Origin of the sequence: Dokdonia sp. R78006 (assembly GCF_042466145.1) — a bacterium.
Taxonomy (GTDB): domain Bacteria; phylum Bacteroidota; class Bacteroidia; order Flavobacteriales; family Flavobacteriaceae; genus Dokdonia.
Genome location: NZ_JAXHBU010000001.1, coordinates 1,575,983 through 1,591,220 on the forward strand (window position 1 = coordinate 1,575,983; position 15,238 = coordinate 1,591,220).

Consider the following 15,238-nt stretch of genomic DNA (forward strand, 5'->3'; position numbering starts at 1 on the left):
TTTAACTTATAGATAGGGTATGCTTTTACACATTGATTTACAAGATTTTAAAACACACTCGGGATACACGTGTCATTTACATGTCACGTATCAATTATTTGGTGAGCCATTAGGCACAGCGCCTGTCGTGCTAGTAAATCATGCGCTTACGGGAAACTCTTCTGTAACTGGAGAAAACGGTTGGTGGAGTGACTTGATTGGTGTAGATAAAGCGATTGACATAAGTTGCTATACCATACTTGCAATGGATATTCCTGGGAATGGTTATGATAATAATCAAAATCATCTAGTGCTTAATTATAGGGCATTTACTAATAGTGATATTGCAAAGGTCCAAATTGCCTTACTTGAGCATTTAGATATTAAAAAACTCTTTGCTATTATAGGAGGTTCGCTTGGTGGTCAGATTGCTTGGGAACTTGCAACACAAAGACCTAACCTTGCAGAGCATCTTATCCCAATAGCGACAGACTGGAAAGCAACAGACTGGGTGATTGCACAATGCCATATTCAAGATAGTTTATTGAATCACTCTCAGAAACCTATCTATGATGCACGCATTCATGCGATGACTTTTTATCGCACGCCTGCCTCTTTTAAAGAAAAATTTAAGCGCACTAAAAAAGAAGCTTCTTTATATAATATTCAAAGTTGGCTAGATCATCACGGTAAGCGATTATCAGAACGATTTTCTATTGCTTCTTATAAATTAATGAATCAATTATTGCTTACGGCAGATACCACAAAGGGTAAACAAAGCTTTAATGAAGTAGTGAGCCCACTTACAGCAAAAGTGCATCTTGTCGCAATAGATACCGACGGACTTTTTCTAGCAGATGAGATATATGACACACACCTTGCGCTACAAGAAACTGGAATTACGTCTAGCTATCATGAAATAAATTCCATCCACGGTCACGATGCCTTTTTAATTGAATACGAGCAGCTCGCTGCTATCGTACAACCTATTTTTCAAAAACAGTTATGTCACAAATAAATATAGTCATCTTTGGGATCGGTAATGTGGGGAGTACCCTCATCACGCAGATCACAGATTTTAATAAAAAAACTACAAATAGAAAGCTCAACATTTTTTGTATTGCAAATTCTAAGTTGGCGCTATTTAAAGATAACGTCACCTCTGGTTGGAGTTCTAATTTTGAGACCGCAGCGCAGCCTTATACGCTAGATGATATTTACGCTTTCGCGAAAACAATAAAAGAACAAAACCATAATGAACACAAGAAGGAACAAGAATTTGTAGCAGTAGATGTGACTGCTAGCGCAACCTTTGCAAATAATTACATAGACCTCGTGGAGCATGGTTTTCATATCGTGACGGCAAACAAAGTTGCAAACACACTGTCGTATGATTTCTATAAAAAGTTGAGAGCATCGCTTACACTTAATAAGAAGAAATTTGGTTACGAAACAAATGTAGGAGCTGGGTTGCCTATTATAGAAACTATTAAAAACCTCTATGAAAGTGGAGAAGAGATCCATAAGATAAGAGGAGTCTTTTCTGGATCATTGAGTTACTTGTTCAATAATTTTTCTAAAGAAGATAAAGACTTTTCAGACATATTATTAGAAGCAGACGCGCTTGGACTTACTGAGCCAGACGCAAGAGAAGACCTTTCGGGGAAAGATGTTGCTCGCAAGCTATTAATTTTAAGTAGAGAGATAGGCCTTGCAAAGGAGTTTGGAGATGTGAAAATCCAATCTCTAGTTCCTAAGGAGCTTAACGGAAAAACTACCTTGTCTCAGTTTCGCGAAAGCGTAAAAACACTTGATACCATTTTTACAGAAAGTAAAAGTAAACTCTCAAGACATGAAGTGCTACGTCACGTGGGAGAACTCAATGTCAAAACACAAGAACTGGAGGTAAAACTAGTCCAAGAGTCTAAGTTTACCGCACTAGGTCAGACACAAGGAGCAGATGCTGTTTTTGAGATTTATACCGCTTCATATGGAGATCAGCCGCTTGTGATTCAAGGTGCGGGAGCTGGCAAAGCGGTAACGGCAAGAGGTGTTTTAAGTGATATAATTAAGATAACGCAAAGCCTTAATTAATGAGCAAGCACCACCCAGAAACACTTGCCATACGCACGCAGCTTGAGCGCTCTGTGCATCAAGAGCATGCCGCGCCGGTATATCTCACTTCGAGTTTTGTGTTTGACAGCGCCGAAGAAATGAGAGCCTCCTTTGCCGAAGAAAAAAAGCGTAACATCTACAGCCGTTACACAAACCCTAACTGTGCAGAGCTGGTGGAAAAAATCTGTTTGCTAGAGGGAGCAGAGCAAGGCGTGACTTTTGCCACTGGGATGAGTGCTATTTTTAGCACCTTTGCCGCCTTGCTTGATAGCGGTGATCACATACTTTCGGCGAGAGCGATTTTTGGGAATACGCACACTTTATTTACAAAACATCTACCTAAATGGGGAATCACTCATACCTACTTTGATATAACTGATCTAGACGAGATCTCCTCAAAAATAAAGCCTAACACAAAAATTATATACGTAGAATCTCCCACAAATCCTGCTACAGAAATTGCAGATTTAGAACGTCTAGGAGCGCTTGCGCAAAAGCATAATCTCATATTTATAGTAGATAATTGTTTTGCAACTCCTTACCTGCAGCAGCCTATACACTATGGAGCAGACCTTGTAATACATTCTGCTACAAAATTACTGGATGGGCAGGGGCGCACCATGGGAGGAATCACCGTGGGAAGTGCACAATTAATAGATACGATATATCGATTTGCAAGAGTGACGGGACCTGCATTATCTCCATTTAATGCTTGGACAATTTCAAAAAGTCTTGAAACGCTAGCGGTGCGCATGGAGCGTCATTGTAAAAACGCGCACGAACTTGCTATATCGCTAGAATCTCACGCTAAAGTGAAGCAGGTGCGCTACCCATTTTTACCATCGCATCCACAGCATAAACTTGCTCAAAAGCAAATGAAAGCTGGTGGAAATATTGTGACTATTGAGATACACGGAGGTTTAGAAAAAGGACGTGACTTTCTAGATGCTATCACAATGTGCTCCCTCACTGCAAATCTTGGAGATACTAGAACAATCGTAAGTCATCCCGCAAGTACAACCCATGGAAAATTGTCAAAAGATGAGCGTGAAGCCGTGGGAATCACTGATGGGTTAATCCGTATTTCTGTGGGGCTAGAACATATTGAAGATATTAAAAGTGACATTTTTCAAGCTCTTAATCAATTATGAAAAGCCAACTCACACGCGCATTACAAGAAAGAATCTTGGTTCTTGATGGGGCTATGGGAACCATGCTGCAAGCATATAACTTCTCTGAAGAAGATTTTAGAGGAGAGCGCTTTAAGGATTTTCACCTCTCTGTAAAAGGGAATAACGACATGCTGTCTCTCACACAGCCAGAAGCGATTGCAGATGTGCACCGCAAGTATTTTGAAGCAGGAGCAGATATTGTGGAGACTAATACCTTCTCAAGTACGACTATCGCAATGGCAGATTATGAGATGGAGGAATATGTGTATGATTTAAATTATGCTTCCGCGAAAATTGCTAAGGAAGTAGCACAATCTTTTACAGAAAAAGAACCGCACAAACCACGATTTGTAGCAGGAAGTATAGGGCCTACAAACAAAACAGCAAGCATGTCTCCAGATGTCAATGATCCAGGCTATCGTGCAGTGAGCTTTGAAGAGCTCAGAGTTGCTTATAAACAGCAGGTAGAAGCTTTACTAGATGGAGGTGTGGATGTGTTACTTGTGGAAACTGTGTTTGATACCCTTAATGCAAAAGCTTGTCTTTTTGCAATAGAGGAAGTAAAGGAAGAACGCAACTCAGACATACCAATTATGGTGAGCGGTACGATTACCGATGCCTCGGGACGCACGCTTTCTGGGCAAACAGCAGAAGCTTTTTTGATCTCTATCTCTCACATTCCACTACTTAGTGTTGGCTTTAATTGTGCGCTAGGTGCTTCTCAATTACAGCCGCACCTCGAAGCTATTGCAAATGTCACTAACTACGGGATTTCTGCTCACCCTAATGCGGGCTTGCCTAATGCCTTTGGTGAATATGATGAAACACCAGAACAAATGGCGGCGCAGATTAAAAAATATATCGATAAAAACCTCGTGAACATAGTGGGTGGTTGTTGTGGCACTACACCTGCTCACATTAAAGCTATTGCTCAACTTGTAAAAGGAGTGACTCCACGATCAATAACCTTATAATGAATACTACACCCAGATATATGCGTCTTTCAGGCTTAGAGCCACTAATAATTACTCCAGAGAGTAATTTTATAAATGTGGGTGAACGTACAAATGTAGCGGGTTCAAAGAAATTTTTGCGGCTTATAAAAGAACAGAAATTTGACGAAGCGCTATCTGTAGCTAGAGATCAAGTAGAAAATGGTGCGCAGATTATAGATATCAATATGGACGACGGCCTTATTGATGGAAAGGAGGCGATGGTTAAGTTTTTAAACCTCGTCATTGCAGAGCCAGACATCTCTCGTGTTCCTATAATGATAGACAGTTCAAAATGGGAAATTATAGAGGCTGGTCTTCAAGTCGTACAAGGGAAGTGCGTAGTAAACTCTATAAGTCTTAAAGAGGGTGAGACGCAATTTATAGCGCAAGCAAAAAAAATAAAACGATACGGTGCTGCCGTAGTCGTCATGGCTTTTGATGAGGTGGGTCAGGCAGATAATTATAATCGTCGTATCGAGATTTCAAAACGTAGTTACGAGATTTTGGTTAATGAAGTCAATTTTCCACCAGAAGACATCATTTTTGATCTTAATGTTTTTCCTGTGGCGACAGGAATGGATGAGCATAAACGCAATGCAATAGATTTTATAGAAGGCACGCGATGGGTAAGAGAAAATCTACCTCATTGTTCTGTAAGTGGTGGGGTAAGTAATGTGTCTTTTAGCTTTAGAGGTAATAACGCAGTGCGTGAGGCCATGCACTCCGTGTTTCTATATCACGCTATCAAGGCTGGAATGAATATAGGTATTGTAAACCCTGCTATGCTGGAGATTTATGATAACATTCCAGAAGATTTACTAGTGCGTGTAGAAGATGTAATTCTCAATAGAAGAGATGATGCCACAGAACGATTACTAACATTTGCAGAGACCGTAGGTCAAAAAGCAATTGCAGAAAAGGAGGCAGAAGCCTGGAGGACAGAAGATATCCAAAGTCGTATTACCAGAGCACTTGTAAAAGGAATAGATGCCTATATTCTAGAAGATGTAGAAGAAGCTCGCTTATCTGTCGATGCTCCTATTAAAGTGATAGAAGGTCACTTAATGACTGGGATGAACGTAGTAGGAGACATGTTTGGAAGTGGCAAGATGTTTTTGCCACAGGTGGTTAAATCTGCTAGGGTAATGAAGAAGGCAGTTGCCTATCTCCTGCCTTTTATAGAAGAGGAAAAACGTAGAAATGGAACATCTGGCAGTAATCAAAGTGCGGGTAAAATCCTCATGGCTACCGTAAAAGGAGATGTACATGACATAGGAAAGAATATTGTTTCTGTAGTACTTGCTTGCAATAATTATGAGATTATTGATCTTGGCGTGATGGTCTCACCAGAAAAAATCATCCAGACAGCGATTTCCGAAAATGTAGACATTATAGGCTTAAGTGGTTTAATTACGCCTAGTCTTGATGAGATGGTATATCTAGCTAAGGAGTTGCAACGTCAAGATATTAAGATACCGGTGTTAATAGGCGGTGCAACCACGAGCAAAGCCCACACTGCTGTAAAAATTGACACTCATTATAACAATGCTGTTGTACACGTAAATGATGCCAGTAGAGCAGTGACTATAGTAGGTGATTTATTAAAGAAAGACTCAAGTATCCTTTTTAAAGATCAATTAAAAGATGAGTATGCACGCTTTCGCGAAAATTTTAATTCAAGACAACGTATCAAAGAATACGTAACGATTGAGCAAGCAAGGGAAAATAAATATCAAATAGATTTTAGAGCCGAAGATATTGTAGCTCCAAAACAATTAGGTGTACAAGTAATTGAACATTTAGATCTCAAGAAACTGGTGCCTTTTATAGATTGGAGTCCATTTTTTAGAAGTTGGGATTTACACGGTAAGTACCCAGAGATTTTGACAGACGAAGTAGTGGGAACACAAGCCAGCGAACTTTTTGCAGACGCACAACAAATGCTTCAGCAAATCATAGCCGAAAAATGGCTCACTGCCAAAGCGACTTTTGGGTTATTTAAATCAAATGCAAATAATCAAGATGATATAATTATAAGTCAGGAGCAGAGTGAAGATTCGGTAACATTTAGAACGCTACGCCAACAATCCAAAAAGGCAGCAGGAAAGCCTAATATCGCGCTGTCAGATTTTATTGCACCACTTGAAAGTGGTTTGCAAGATTATATGGGTGCCTTTTGTGTCACGACAGGATTTGGAACAGCCGAAAAGGCAAAAGAGTTTGAAGATGCACTAGATGACTATAGCTCCATCATGATTAAAGCACTTGCAGACAGACTCGCCGAAGCCTTTGCCGAATATTTACACAAAGAAGTACGCACAAAGCACTGGGGATATGCCACCAGAGAAGCACTAGCAAATACAGATTTAATTAAAGAGAAATACCAAGGAATACGTCCAGCGCCAGGTTATCCAGCGTGTCCAGATCACCTTGAGAAAGAGACTATCTGGAAGTTGCTTGGTGTGGAAGAGTCAATAGGTGTTTCACTTACAGAGAGTTTGGCAATGTGGCCTGCGGCAAGTGTAAGTGGTTATTATTTTGGGCACCCTGAGGCGAGGTATTTCGGACTAGGAAAAATAAAAGAAGATCAAGTAAAGGACTATGCGAGCCGCAAAAATATTGCTTTCGCGAAAGCGGAAAAATGGCTCACCCCAAATATAGCAGAGTAGATTATGACAAAAGTAAGAGATCACATAGCAAAAGCAATAGAAGAGAAGAGAACCGATTTTTCATTTGAAATCTTGCCACCTCTCAAAGGGCAAAATATCAACACCATTTTTGATAATATAGATCCGCTTATGGAATTTAAGCCACCCTTTATAGATGTAACCTATCATCGTGAGGAATACATTTATAAGGAGCGAGAAGATGGATTGCTAGAGAAAAAGGTAGTACGTAAACGCCCTGGTACAGTAGGAATTTGTGCTGCGATACAAAACCGCTATCAAGTAGATGCCGTCCCACACGTTTTGTGCGGAGGTTTTTCAAAAGAAGACACAGAGAATTTTTTGATAGATATGGATTTTCTAGGTATTGAGAATGTGATGGCTTTGCGTGGTGATGCGGTCAAGAGTGAGACTTACTACAAGCCTAATAAAAATGGAAATATCTATGCGCAGGACCTCGTAGAGCAAATTATTGATTTAAATAATGGCACCTATCTAGATGAAGATTTGCAGAATAGCGCCAAAACAGATTTTTGCATAGGTGTGGCGGGTTATCCAGAGAAACACTTAGAAGCACCAAGTCTAGAAAGTGATATTCATTTTTTAAAGAAAAAGCTAGAAGCTGGTGCCTGTTATGTTGTAACTCAAATGTTTTTTGACAATCAGAAATACTTCGACTTTGTAGATAAGTGCAGAGCCGCAGGTATCACAAAACCTATTATTCCTGGATTGAAACCACTAGCGACAAAGAAGCAACTCAATTTGATTCCGCAACGTTTTAGTGTAGATGTTCCAGATGCATTAGTGATGGAAGTTGTAAATGCAAAAGATGCTGCAGCCATTCGGCAAGTAGGGATAGAGTGGTGCATTCAGCAAAGCAAGGAACTAAAGGCTGCGGGTGTACCCGTACTTCATTACTACTCTATGGGGAAGAGTGATAATATTAGACAGATAGCAGAGGCTGTTTTTTAAGATATGGTATTAAGAGTTGCCATTAGTTTACAACAATAGTGGCAGTACACGTGTTTGGATTTCCATCTAGAGTGATGGTGAAAACATCTGTTTGGTTTGTTGTAGGAGTTCCAGAGGCAGTGAGTGTAATCGTATTTATTCCTAAATTAGGAAAGATGCCTGTAGTACTAAAGCTATAGCCATTAGTAGTATTTGTACTTATTGTGTAGGGAGCAATGACTTTAACGAGCACATCAATAGTGATTGTATTGCTTGTGTTTAGAGTAGTCCCGCTTATATAGGTCCCATTTATTGCTGTTGACGTACAATCTAAATTATTCTCACCACGTTCGGCAAGGCATGTAGACCACGCAGTTCCTTTATAATACTGAAAACAATGATCGTCACTATTATATATAAAGAGTCCAGCTGTAGGTGAGGGTATTGCATCGCGTTCTTGGGTGGTTAATGCCGGGAGTAGGACTCCTTTGTCTTTAGATACTATATCTAGCGCAGCAGATGGATGTGGAGAGGTGGTGTTGATACCTATTTGAGCTAGGCTCACAGAAAACCAAAACAATGATAATAGTAATGAAAACTGTGTTTTAGACATTTCTTTACGTTTAAAAACTATTATCTAATATATAGTTGAACAGCATTTGAAGCAGTAGCATTTGCAGGAATACCTCCTCCCCAGGGATTTACACTTCCAATAGAATAAAACCAATTACCAAATCCTACAGAGCCGTCTAGATAAGTAGATCCTCCTGATGTTTCTAAGCCTCCCCAACCGCTTTGAGTCATATCAATACTAATGGGTACGTAACCAGCTACGGGGCTAGTGCCAGGTCCGCTTCTTGGATCAAAATCTTGTTTCCAGTGGTTTCTTAAATTAGATGTAGGATAGTAGATCCTAAACTCATAAGCGCTATCACTTTTAATGTCATCTAGTCTACTCAAAATAGAATATTTAAGTGTTGTGAGTCCTGGTAATAAAACATTGAACTCACTGGCTTGGGTGTCATTTAGCCAATATCCTCCTGCAATGTTATGATTAAAGACAAGGGTCCAACCCCCACCGTCATTTGTCATATCACAGTAACAGTCGTATGGTGCCAGCGGCCCAGTGCCATCTGTGTCAATAGTATATATGCCATCTGTTGTAGATCCGCTATTTCGATATTCTAGGCAGTTGCGTAGTATGGAATCTGTAGTGACGTCTACAGTACATAAGTTGGAATTTCCAGCGAGGGATATTGTAAAAGTATCTGTTTGAGTAATAAGCGGTATGCCAACACCAGTTAGCGTTACACTTGTTAAGCCTGCATTTGTAAATACCCCTGCTCCCGTAAAACTATAACCATTTACGGTGTTTGTTGTAATCAAATAAGGGCCTACTACATTTACTAAGACATCTATGGTGATAGTGCCATTACCAGCAAGAGGAAACCCTGTAGCAAAAGTTCCATTTGCTACTGGAGAAGTACAATCTAAGGAAGTGGTAGGGGCTTCGGCAAGGCAATCAGACCATCCAGTTGCTTTATAAAATTGAAAGCAAGTACTATCTGTGTTATAAATAAATAATCCTTCTGCAGGTGAAACAATAGCATCCCTCTCTACGGCTGTCATTCTAGGTAGTAATAATCCACGATTAGATGATGATATATCAAGAGCCGATGATGGATCTGGATTTGTAGTATTTATACCAACTTGCGCATTAGAATAAGAGATAGATAATGCAAAAAGGAATAAAAAAAAGAAATTTTTAAACATTTAATGAAGTTGAGGGATTTTTCTTTTATCAAAAATAAAGGTTCTTTATGTACTTGTAATAAATAAGTTAGGGGAATTTTGCAGAAATTTTCGGTGTGAATAGTCTATGATTTTTCGGTGTCGTTAAACATTTTAAAGCTCATGATGAGATAGAATTATTTTAGAATTAATATTCAATACGTGTATGCCAGTATTTTTTAATTATAAATTATCCCTATTTCTAAGTAGAGTTTTTTAGTACTTTCGTTTTAGATATGCTTTCGCGAAAAACTAAATACGGCATTAAAGCCTTAACGTACATTGCCCGTGAACAACGGGAAGATGCTTTGGTGCAAATAGGCACCATTGCTGAAAGTGAAAATATCTCTCAAAAATTCCTTGAAAGCATTATGCTTACGCTTAAAAAAGCAGGTTTCGTATCCAGCCGAAAAGGTAAAGGCGGCGGTTATCAACTGCGACGCGAGCCTAAGGATATCAAAATGGTTGAGGTCATGAGAGTACTTGAAGGACCCGTTGCCATGCTACCATGTGTATCTCTCAATTATTATGAACGTTGTGCAGATTGTAAAGATGAGGATGCATGTTCTGTTCATAGTTTGATGATTCAAATTAGAGACAACACACTACTCGTGTTAGAAAAGAACACGCTTGCAGACCTTGTAGCGGCTGCTAGTTCGTAGTTCTATTTGTTAGCTTTTTCCTTTAAAATAGCAATTATTCTTGTTAACCTAAGTTAATAATTTTACATTTGCTGATTAACCCTAGTAATCCGATAGGAATAAATAATTCTGAAATGATTATCGATTCGCTTATTTTAAAACAATCAAAAAATACTTCTAAAGAGAAAACTCCTGCTTCGGCAGAAAAACCTATGCGCAGTATTGTGAAGTCCATAAGCTGGAGAGCAATAGGGACACTTGATACAATCGCTATTTCGTGGTTTGTAACTGGTACGCTAGCCTTAGCGTTGAGTATAGGGGCAGTAGAATTAGTATCAAAAATGGCGCTCTATTTTTTTCATGAGCGTGTTTGGAATTTAATAAAATGGGGAAAATAATGAAGTTTACTCAAGAGCAAATAACACAATTTAATAGTGATTTAAAATCACAAAGCCCGTCAGATATTGTAAAATGGGCATTAGAACATGCTGAAAAACCTGTGATAACAACAAATTTCAGACCTTATGAGGCAGCCATCTTACACGTGGTTTCTCAGGAGTTTAATAATATTAATGTAGTATGGTGTGATACAGGTTACAATACTCCAGAAACCTATAAACATGCAGAAGAGGTTATTAATCAACTAGCACTTTCTATTGACTTGTATGTTCCACAACAAACCCGTGCTCATCGTGATGTAGTTATGGGTAATCCATCTGTCACAGATGAAAGTCATAAAGAGTTTACAGAGCAGGTAAAATTAGAGCCTTTCCGTAGAGCTATGGAAGTCCATAAGCCAGATGTGTGGTTTACTAATTTAAGGCAGGGGCAGACGGCACATAGAGATAATCTAGATATTTTAAGTTTAAGTAAAGATGGCGTTCTTAAAGTAAGCCCTTTTTATTATTGGTCAGATAGTGAGTTAGACAAGTACTTAGTAGATCATAAGTTGCCTAATGAACACAATTATAATGATCCAACAAAAGTTTTAGAACATAGAGAATGTGGTTTACATCTCTAAGCAGAGAGACATATGAAAGAGATATTAAAGACTAATGCACTCGAGAGTGAGTCCATTTATATATTTAGAGAGGTAGTTGCTCAGTTTGAAAATCCAGTATTATTATTTTCAGGAGGGAAAGATAGTATCACATTAGTGAGACTTGCTCAAAAAGCATTTTATCCAGCTGCCATCCCATTTCCATTACTACATGTAGATACTGGTCACAACTTCCCAGAGACCATCAAATTCAGAGATGATTTAGTAAAGGAACTTGGACTCAATTTAATTGTACGTAATGTGCAAGATGCAATTGACCAGGGGAAAGTGACAGAAGAAACTGGAAAGTATGCGAGTAGAAATAGCTTGCAGACTACCACACTTCTGGATGCTATTGAAGAATTTAAATTTGATGCGTGTATAGGTGGCGCTCGTCGCGATGAGGAAAAGGCACGTGCAAAAGAACGTATCTTCTCCGTACGAGATGATTTTGGTCAGTGGGATGAAAAAAACCAGAGACCAGAATTATTCGATTTGCTTAACGGTAATATAGAATTAGGACAAAACGTACGCGTTTTTCCTATCTCAAACTGGACAGAGCTTGATGTGTGGAGCTACATACAACAAGAACAAATTGAAATTCCAAGTATTTACTTTTCACACACAAGAAAAACATTTGAGCGTGATGGAATGATATGGAGTGCTTCAGATTGTGTGTATAGAGATGATAATGAAGAGGTAGAAGATCGTGTGGTACGTTTTAGAACCGTAGGTGATATGACATGTACTGCAGCTGTAGCTTCTGAGGCAGTTACTATACAGCAGATAGTAAACGAAATTAAAGTAAGCCGTATTTCCGAACGTGGTGCCCGTATAGATGATAAACGTAGCGAGGCAGCAATGGAAAAGCGTAAACAACAAGGTTATTTTTAGATTATGGAAGTATTGAAACTGGCAACTGCTGGAAGTGTAGATGATGGAAAGAGTACTTTAATAGGTAGGTTGTTATACGACACGCAATCACTTACTGATGATAAACTTGAGGCTATAGAAAAAAGCAGTAAAAAGTTAGGGTATGATTACCTAGACTTTTCACTTGCGACAGATGGATTAGTGGCAGAACGTGAACAAGGAATCACGATTGATGTAGCTCACATTTATTTCTCGACACCTACTAAAAGTTATATTATAGCAGACAGCCCTGGGCATGTAGAATACACCCGTAATATGATTACAGGAGCGTCAAATGCTTCTGTGTCTATTATTCTCATAGATGCTAGAAAAGGCGTTATCGAGCAAACATTTAGGCATTTCTTTATCAATGCGCTTTTACAAGTTAAGCACGTGGTAATTGCAGTAAATAAAATGGACTTGGTAGATTATGATCAGTCTGTTTTTGATAGCATTAAAAATGACATTGATGCACTTCGAGCAAAGAGTGGTTATAAAGATCAAGAGATAACATTTATTCCTATAAGTGCCCTTACAGGGGATAACGTGGCTTCCGCTTCCGCGAAAATGGGCTGGTATGAAGGACCATCTATTTTAGAATATTTAGAAAACGTAACACCAGAAGCAGCGAGCGATACGCCTATGCGTTTTCCAGTACAATCGGTAATACGACCAAAAACCAATGCCTTTCATGATTTTAGAGGGTATGCAGGTAAGGTATATGGAAGTTCAATAGCGGTAGGAGACGAGATAACGGTACTGCCTAGTTTAAAGTCATCAAAAGTTCAAGACATATTCAGCTACAAAGATTCTTATAAAGAGGCCCAAGCGGGTAATTCTATAACACTCACGCTAGAAGACGATATTAATGTCACTAGAGGTGATGTTATTGTAAAGTCTACCGAAGTGCCTCAGCAAACCAAAGAGCTTACGGCAACCGTATGCTGGATGGATGACATGGTGCTTACGGCAGGTAAAAAGTACGAGCTGCAGCACACGACGCAGCGCATACTTGCAAAGGTGTCTCAAATACAAGAAATTATCCCAACAGATTTTTCTACACCAGAAACTGGCGCTAGTGAAGTGGCAATTAATGAAATTGCTACGGTACATTTTAAACTTGCCAAATCACTTTTTTATGATCGTTATACAGATCATAAGCAAGGAGGTTCATTTATCATTATTGACCCTATTACAAATACGACAGCTGGTGTTGGGTTTATACAGTAAGCCAATCATCACACTGTATAGAAAAACAAAGCCCATTCTTTAAAAAGAATGGGCTTTATCATTTATAGTTGTCTTAGTGTATTACTTCTTTGCTAAGAAAGGGTATCTGTAATCTGTAGGCGTTACAAATGTTTCCTTAATCATACGTGGGCTTACCCAGCGTAATAAGTTAAGCATAGAACCAGCCTTATCATTAGTTCCAGATGCACGAGCTCCACCAAAAGGTTGTTGCCCTACAACTGCTCCTGTAGGCTTGTCATTAATATAGAAGTTACCTGCAGCGTTTTTTAGAGCTTTAGTAGCCTCTTGTACAGCATAACGATCTGTAGAAAGTATAGCTCCCGTAAGTGCATACTCACTAGTCTCATCTACTAGAGTAAGCATGTCACTCCAATCTTTATCTTCATATACGTAGATAGTCATCACTGGGCCAAAAAGCTCTGTGTGCATCGTTGTGTACTTAGGATCTGTAGTTACAATAACAGTAGGCTCAATAAAGTAACCTTTCTTCTTGTCGTGTCCACCACCTACGATGATCTCTGCATTTGCATCTTCTTTTGCTTGGTCAATGTATTTTGCAAGCTTGTCAAAAGATCCTTCGTGTATTACAGCAGTAATAAAGTTAGTCATATCCTCTGGAGAACCCATTTTAAAAGACTTCACATCTTCTATAACGTACTCTTTTACTTCTTCCCAGATAGAAGCAGGAATGTAACCGCGACTTGCTGCACTACATTTCTGTCCTTGGAATTCAAAAGCACCACGCGAGATTGCTGTTGCAACTTGCTTAGCAGGAGCACTAGGGTGAGCAACGATAAAATCTTTACCACCAGTTTCACCTACGATACGTGGGTATGTTTTGTAATTGTGAATGTTCTCACCTATTTTTTTCCAGATATCCTTAAATACATGCGTAGATCCTGTAAAGTGTAATCCAGAAAAATCTGGGCTTGCAAGTACTGTATCTGTAATCATGATAGGATCTCCGTGTACAACTTGGATTACACCATCTGGCACACCAGCCTCACGGAAGATGTCAAGAATAATCTTAGCCGAAAGCATCTGGCTATCAGAAGGCTTCCATACTACTACATTCCCCATAAGTGCACAAGCAGCAGGAAGGTTTGCAGCAATCGCTGTAAAGTTAAAAGGAGTAATCGCATAGATAAATCCTTCTAGTGGACGATATTCTAATCTATTCCAAGCTCCAGAAGTAGATTCTGGCTGCTCGTTATAGATGTCTGTCATAAACTGCACATTAAAACGTAAGAAGTCTATAAGCTCACAAGCAGCATCAATTTCTGCTTGATATATAGTCTTAGACTGATTAATCATCGTTGCAGCGTTAATCTTTGCGCGGTATGGTCCTGCAATAAGCTCTGCAGCTTTAAGAAAGATACCTGCACGTTGCTCCCATGGAAGCTCTGCCCACTCTGTACGAGCTTCTAGTGCTCCAGTAATTGCTTGGTCAATATGTGTTTTTTCTGCAAGATGATACTCACCTACCACTTTTTTGTGATCGTGTGGTGGAGTGATCGTGCGTGTATTTTTTGTGCGCACTTCTTTACCATTGATGTACATCGGTACTTCTGTGTGTGCATTAAATAATTCTTTATAAGCTGCTGCTACGGCCTCGCGTTCTGGAGAGCCTGGAGCATACGATTTTACCTCTTCGTTTACAGCAACTGGAACTTGAAAAAATCCTTTTCCCATGATGTTTTTTTTGTTTTGTTTTTTACGAGTTGTA

14 protein-coding genes are annotated in these 15,238 nt (G+C 39.2%); 11 read left to right on the plus strand and 3 right to left on the minus strand.

The window, feature by feature from the left end; all coding sequences use genetic code 11:
• The first annotated feature begins 19 nt into the window (after positions 1 to 19).
• From SJY37_RS07040 to metF, 6 genes are read left to right on the plus strand one after another with little or no spacing between them, the layout of a single operon-like run.
• On the plus strand, positions 20 to 997 hold the full coding sequence (locus SJY37_RS07040) for an alpha/beta fold hydrolase (protein ID WP_298330216.1): 978 nt from the start codon (positions 20 to 22) through the stop codon (positions 995 to 997).
• Positions 985 to 2,073, plus strand: coding sequence for an aspartate kinase (locus tag SJY37_RS07045; protein WP_298330212.1), 1,089 nt, complete (start codon positions 985 to 987; stop codon positions 2,071 to 2,073). The genes SJY37_RS07040 and SJY37_RS07045 overlap by 13 nt, the downstream gene beginning before the upstream one ends.
• The gene (locus SJY37_RS07050; protein ID WP_298330209.1) at positions 2,073 to 3,245 is read left to right on the plus strand and encodes a PLP-dependent aspartate aminotransferase family protein; all 1,173 of its coding nucleotides are present in this window, start codon (positions 2,073 to 2,075) and stop codon (positions 3,243 to 3,245) included. Before SJY37_RS07045 ends, SJY37_RS07050 begins: the two co-directional genes overlap by 1 nt.
• On the plus strand, positions 3,242 to 4,240 hold the full coding sequence (locus tag SJY37_RS07055; RefSeq protein ID WP_298330207.1) for a homocysteine S-methyltransferase family protein: 999 nt from the start codon (positions 3,242 to 3,244) through the stop codon (positions 4,238 to 4,240). Before SJY37_RS07050 ends, SJY37_RS07055 begins: the two co-directional genes overlap by 4 nt.
• Positions 4,240 to 6,930, plus strand: coding sequence for a methionine synthase (metH, locus tag SJY37_RS07060; RefSeq protein ID WP_298330203.1), 2,691 nt, complete (start codon positions 4,240 to 4,242; stop codon positions 6,928 to 6,930). The genes SJY37_RS07055 and metH overlap by 1 nt, the downstream gene beginning before the upstream one ends.
• Before the next feature lie 3 nt (positions 6,931 to 6,933).
• Entirely contained in the window at positions 6,934 to 7,899 is a 966-nt protein-coding gene (gene metF / locus SJY37_RS07065; protein ID WP_144782964.1) for a methylenetetrahydrofolate reductase [NAD(P)H], read from the plus strand.
• 22 nt (positions 7,900 to 7,921) lie between these two features.
• Here metF and SJY37_RS07070 read toward each other — a convergent pair whose 3' ends face one another.
• Both SJY37_RS07070 and SJY37_RS07075 read right to left on the minus strand, forming a co-directional pair.
• Positions 7,922 to 8,491, minus strand: a complete 570-nt coding sequence (locus SJY37_RS07070) for a hypothetical protein (RefSeq protein WP_298330197.1) — start codon at positions 8,489 to 8,491, stop codon at positions 7,922 to 7,924.
• A gap of 20 nt (positions 8,492 to 8,511) precedes the next feature.
• Positions 8,512 to 9,651, minus strand: coding sequence for a fibrinogen-like YCDxxxxGGGW domain-containing protein (locus SJY37_RS07075; RefSeq protein WP_298330193.1), 1,140 nt, complete (start codon positions 9,649 to 9,651; stop codon positions 8,512 to 8,514).
• Between the two features lie 254 nt (positions 9,652 to 9,905).
• Here SJY37_RS07075 and SJY37_RS07080 point away from each other — a divergent pair, with 254 nt between their 5' ends.
• From SJY37_RS07080 to SJY37_RS07100, 5 genes are all read left to right on the plus strand, one after another.
• Positions 9,906 to 10,331 (plus strand): Rrf2 family transcriptional regulator, encoded by a 426-nt coding sequence (locus SJY37_RS07080; RefSeq protein WP_108877849.1) that lies wholly within the window; start codon positions 9,906 to 9,908, stop codon positions 10,329 to 10,331.
• A 113-nt stretch (positions 10,332 to 10,444) separates the two neighbouring features.
• A complete protein-coding gene (locus SJY37_RS07085; RefSeq protein ID WP_298330189.1) occupies positions 10,445 to 10,708 on the plus strand; it encodes a DUF2061 domain-containing protein in 264 nt (87 codons plus the stop codon).
• Complete coding sequence (locus SJY37_RS07090; protein ID WP_298330186.1) at positions 10,708 to 11,331, plus strand: phosphoadenosine phosphosulfate reductase family protein; 624 nt, start codon at positions 10,708 to 10,710, stop codon at positions 11,329 to 11,331. Before SJY37_RS07085 ends, SJY37_RS07090 begins: the two co-directional genes overlap by 1 nt.
• A 12-nt stretch (positions 11,332 to 11,343) precedes the next feature.
• Positions 11,344 to 12,243 carry a sulfate adenylyltransferase subunit CysD gene (gene cysD / locus SJY37_RS07095; protein WP_298330183.1) on the plus strand — a complete coding sequence of 300 codons (900 nt, stop codon included), beginning with the start codon at positions 11,344 to 11,346 and terminating at the stop codon, positions 12,241 to 12,243.
• A 3-nt stretch (positions 12,244 to 12,246) separates the two neighbouring features.
• On the plus strand, positions 12,247 to 13,491 hold the full coding sequence (locus SJY37_RS07100; protein ID WP_298330181.1) for a sulfate adenylyltransferase subunit 1: 1,245 nt from the start codon (positions 12,247 to 12,249) through the stop codon (positions 13,489 to 13,491).
• 81 nt (positions 13,492 to 13,572) lie between these two features.
• On the opposite strand, the gene pruA is transcribed toward SJY37_RS07100, so the two are convergent.
• On the minus strand, positions 13,573 to 15,204 hold the full coding sequence (pruA, locus tag SJY37_RS07105; protein WP_298330178.1) for an L-glutamate gamma-semialdehyde dehydrogenase: 1,632 nt from the start codon (positions 15,202 to 15,204) through the stop codon (positions 13,573 to 13,575).
• Positions 15,205 to 15,238 lie beyond the last annotated feature (34 nt).

Coding starts and splice junctions, on each gene's coding strand:
- SJY37_RS07090 (WP_298330186.1), top strand. CDS start 10,708: ATGAAGTTTACTCAAGAGCAAATAACACAATTTAATAGTGATTTAAAA.
- SJY37_RS07080 (WP_108877849.1), top strand. CDS start 9,906: ATGCTTTCGCGAAAAACTAAATACGGCATTAAAGCCTTAACGTACATT.
- SJY37_RS07075 (WP_298330193.1), bottom strand. CDS start 9,651: ATGTTTAAAAATTTCTTTTTTTTATTCCTTTTTGCATTATCTATCTCT.
- SJY37_RS07045 (WP_298330212.1), top strand. CDS start 985: ATGTCACAAATAAATATAGTCATCTTTGGGATCGGTAATGTGGGGAGT.
- metH (WP_298330203.1), top strand. CDS start 4,240: ATGAATACTACACCCAGATATATGCGTCTTTCAGGCTTAGAGCCACTA.
- SJY37_RS07055 (WP_298330207.1), top strand. CDS start 3,242: ATGAAAAGCCAACTCACACGCGCATTACAAGAAAGAATCTTGGTTCTT.
- metF (WP_144782964.1), top strand. CDS start 6,934: ATGACAAAAGTAAGAGATCACATAGCAAAAGCAATAGAAGAGAAGAGA.
- cysD (WP_298330183.1), top strand. CDS start 11,344: ATGAAAGAGATATTAAAGACTAATGCACTCGAGAGTGAGTCCATTTAT.
- SJY37_RS07040 (WP_298330216.1), top strand. CDS start 20: ATGCTTTTACACATTGATTTACAAGATTTTAAAACACACTCGGGATAC.
- SJY37_RS07085 (WP_298330189.1), top strand. CDS start 10,445: ATGATTATCGATTCGCTTATTTTAAAACAATCAAAAAATACTTCTAAA.
- SJY37_RS07100 (WP_298330181.1), top strand. CDS start 12,247: ATGGAAGTATTGAAACTGGCAACTGCTGGAAGTGTAGATGATGGAAAG.
- SJY37_RS07070 (WP_298330197.1), bottom strand. CDS start 8,491: ATGTCTAAAACACAGTTTTCATTACTATTATCATTGTTTTGGTTTTCT.
- pruA (WP_298330178.1), bottom strand. CDS start 15,204: ATGGGAAAAGGATTTTTTCAAGTTCCAGTTGCTGTAAACGAAGAGGTA.
- SJY37_RS07050 (WP_298330209.1), top strand. CDS start 2,073: ATGAGCAAGCACCACCCAGAAACACTTGCCATACGCACGCAGCTTGAG.